The organism is Desulfuromonadales bacterium (assembly GCA_035620395.1).
GTDB lineage: Bacteria > Desulfobacterota > Desulfuromonadia > Desulfuromonadales > DASPGW01 > DASPGW01.
Window position 1 is genome coordinate 1 of the sequence record DASPGW010000278.1, and the last position, 3514, is coordinate 3514.

Annotated in this window: 3 protein-coding genes; 1 reads left to right on the forward strand and 2 read right to left on the reverse strand. The window is 57.1% G+C overall.

Annotated features, from left to right (window positions below; genetic code table 11):
• The first annotated feature begins 96 nt into the window (after positions 1–96).
• Positions 97–600 (forward strand): ATP-binding protein, encoded by a 504-nt coding sequence (locus VD811_15265; GenBank protein ID HXV22342.1) that lies wholly within the window; start codon positions 97–99, stop codon positions 598–600.
• 422 nt (positions 601–1022) lie between these two features.
• On the opposite strand, the gene VD811_15270 is transcribed toward VD811_15265, so the two are convergent.
• Positions 1023–1181, reverse strand: coding sequence for a YqaE/Pmp3 family membrane protein (locus VD811_15270; GenBank protein ID HXV22343.1), 159 nt, complete (start codon positions 1179–1181; stop codon positions 1023–1025).
• A 686-nt stretch (positions 1182–1867) separates the two neighbouring features.
• On the reverse strand, positions 1868–3514 hold a 1647-nt coding region (locus VD811_15275; protein HXV22344.1), incomplete at its 5' end, for an SLC13 family permease.

Below are 3514 nucleotides of genomic sequence, written 5' to 3' on the forward strand. Positions count from 1 at the left end.
TATGCCGCTGCTCAACTGTTGTGGGACGGGTATGCCGACGACCTCGATGAAACGGGCGGTTTCCTCATCAGAAACATCTGCGAGGCGAGCGAAGGAATGGAGAACCTGATCGAGGCCATGCTGGTTTTGTCGCGGACCACCAGGAGCGAAATGCGCCAGGAGGAGGTCGATCTCAGTGTCCTTGCCCGTAAAATTTCAGCCGAGCTGTTTCTGTTCGAACCGGAACGAAAGGTCGAATGGGTCATCCCCGCAGGTCTCACCGCAAGAGGGGATTCGCAATTGTTGAAGGTGGCCCTGAAAAATCTGATAGAGAATGCCCTGAAATATACCCGTACGGTTTCGCAGCCTCAGATAGAGTTGGGGATGATCAACCAGCAGGGGAAGCAGGTGTTCTTTGTTCGAGACAACGGCGTGGGCTTCGACATGAAGGACGCCGACAAGCTGTTTAAACCCTTTCAGCGGCTCCATAACCCAAAGGAATTTCCAGGGACAGGCATCGGCCTGGCGACGGTCCAGCGCATCATCCAACGGCATGGCGGGGAAATCTGGGCCAAAGGAGATCCGGGGAAAGGCGCCGTTTTCTTCTTCTCTCTCACTTAACCGGGCCCTCTGGTCCGTCTGATAAGTTCCTTCTGAACGCCTTTTGGAGGACCGGGGATTCCCTGCTCTCTGGATGCAAGCCTTACCCTTTCATGTTTCCTGGTTTTTTCTAAATCGTGAAACAGCGTGACGGGCCTGCCCATGTCTGGCGGTTGTCACGAAAAATCCTGCATTACGGAAAAGGGCCATCCGATCTGGCGATCAGAATGGCCCCCGGCATGTGTCGTATTTGTCGCGGCAATTTCAGACGGCCAATACTGTCTTATCAGCCGTGAAATATCAGAACGTCCAACTCAAAACCAAGCTGGCCAAATCCATGTACGGGCGATATGAATATTGGGAAAGCTTATCTAAACTTGTCCACATGGGGACCGGGCCCAAGTAACCCGTTGTAGGAATTATCATCACCCAGAGCCATCTACTTAGCGCTTGGCGATGATCCAGACTGCATGGACGATCCCGGGGATGTATCCTAACAGGGTCAATAGAATATTCAGCCAGAATGCTCCCCCGATTCCAACCTGAAGAAAAACACCAAGTGGAGGCAAAAGAATCGCAATCAGAATGCGCAGTAAATCCATAGTCAATCTCCCTGTTGTTCAAGTGTCGCTGACAGTCTACTGTATTGGAGAAAGGTCCTCATCTGTCAAATATAATCCGTACGAGTATAATTCTTGTACTCAATCAATGGGAGCTTGGTGACCTCCGTGACTTCGCCATAACCTTGATTGTTTTTCCTTCAAAACTGCCCGGACTCTGAACGATTTCTCCAATTGGCGTGAATCCAAATGGCAGGTAGTCACAACCGGCGAGGAGGAGAAAGAGCCAGAAGGAAAAGATTAAGGATATTCGGACCCGCATGACAAATCCCCTTGCTGCCTGAACAAGACGGTATTGGTCATTCCTTGCAATGTCTGGGCCCGAGGAATTTCTCCGCATCCATAGTGGTGAACCCATGATCTGCGAAATCGCTCATTTGCGGCAGTTCCAAGATTATTTGCATTTTAACATCTTCCAGTGCGCAATTTCGTCACTTCTCAAGGTGCTATTTCTAAAATGTGCCGCCCCTCTCCGGTTACGCTCCCAGCAGAATCAAACCTTATAATTCTCCAGACCGTGGAACGGTGCTGTCCTCATCAGTCGGGTTGCGTCGATGGACACTTCCCGGCCTGCAAAGTAGACAAAAAAATCGCCCCGTTCCGGAGGAGGTGGAACGGGGCACATGAACCCGGGGGGAGCCGGGTCATCAAGGGGATTTTCGTAATCGCTACTTGCTGGCCACCTGGGCCCAGGCGGGCAGTTCGTTGAGTACCACGTCGAAGGCCGGAACCACCAGCGCATAGGTCAGCACCGTGACCAGGACGATGCCGATGATGTTGAGGCCAAAACCGCTTTTGACCATCTGCGGGATGGTCACGTAACCCGAGGCGAAGACGATGGCGTTGGGCGGGGTGGCCACCGGCAGCATGAAGGCGCAGGAGGCGGCGATGGCCGCCGGAACGATCAGCAGCAACGGGTTCTGGCCGAGGCCGATGGCAACGGCCGTGAGAATCGGCATGACCATGGCGGCGGTAGCGGTGTTGGAGGTCAGTTCGGTCAGGAAAATGATCAGGGTGGTCACGGCAATGACCAGCACCAGGACCGGGGCATTCTCGAGCAGGCCGACCTGGCTGCCGATCCAGTCCGCCAGCTTGGTATCCTTGAAGCCGTCCGCCATCGCCAGGCCGCCGCCGAAGAGGATGAGCACCCCCCACGGCATTTTTGAAGCCCAGTGCCAGTCCATGACAAAAATGTTACGGCGCAGGCTGACCGGGATGAGAAAGAGCAGCAGCCCGCCGGTCATGCCGATGGCCGCGTCGGTGACCAGCCTGGGGTCGGGGAAGATGCCCTCGATCTGCTTCTGGAATATCCAGGCAAAGGCGGTCAGGGCAAAGACCAGCGAGGTCCAGCGCTCACCTGCGCTCATCGAACCCATCTCGCGCAACTCCTGGTCGATCAGTTCACGGCCGCCGGGGACCTTGCGCAGCTTCATCGGATTGGCGAACTTGGTCAGCCAGAGCCAGCAGAGCGGCAGCAGGACCACCACCAGGGGAACACCGACCAGCAGCCACCTGGCGAAGGTGATCTCGTAACCATAGGTCTTCTGCAGGTAGCCGGCCAGCACGGTGTTGGGCGGCGTACCGATCAGGGTGGCGATGCCGCCGATGGAGGCGGCGTAGGCGATCCCCAGCATCAGGTTGAGGCCGAAAGCGAACTTTTCAGGGGAAAAGTCGATCTCCTTGTCGAGACCCTCCTTCTTCCCCTCCTCGATGACGTGGGCGATGATCGCCAGGCCGATCGGCATCATCATCACCGCCGTGGCGGTGTTGGAGACGAAGGCCGAGAGGGCTGCCGTTGCGACCATGAAACCGAAAATCAGCCGGCCGGGCGAGAAGCCGACCGCCTTGACGATGTTCATGGCGATGCGCCGGTGCAGATTCCAGCGCTGCATCGCCAGGGCGATGAGGAAGCCGCCCATGAAGAGGAAGATCAGGTGGTTGGCGTAGGGGGCAGTGGCCTTCTGCGTGCTGGTGATGCCCATCAGCGGAAAGAGCGGGATGGGAAGCAGGCTGGTGGCCGGGATGGGGATCGACTCGCACATCCACCAGGTGGCCATCAGCAGGGCAACGGCAGCCATCTTCTGAGCCGCCGGCTCCATGCCGGCGGGGGTGGGAATGATCAGCATCAGGACAAAGAGGATAGGGCCGAGGAAGAGGCCGGCCAGCTGTCGGCCGGTATATTCGCGGGGCTCCCCTTCCTCGACGCCGCCGGGGCTCGAGGTGATGCGGCGGGTATGCTCCGCCGGTGCCTCTTCCATCCCGTCGGCCAGGTCGACATCGTGTTCCTGGCGACCGTTGCTGAACTGGAGGTTCTG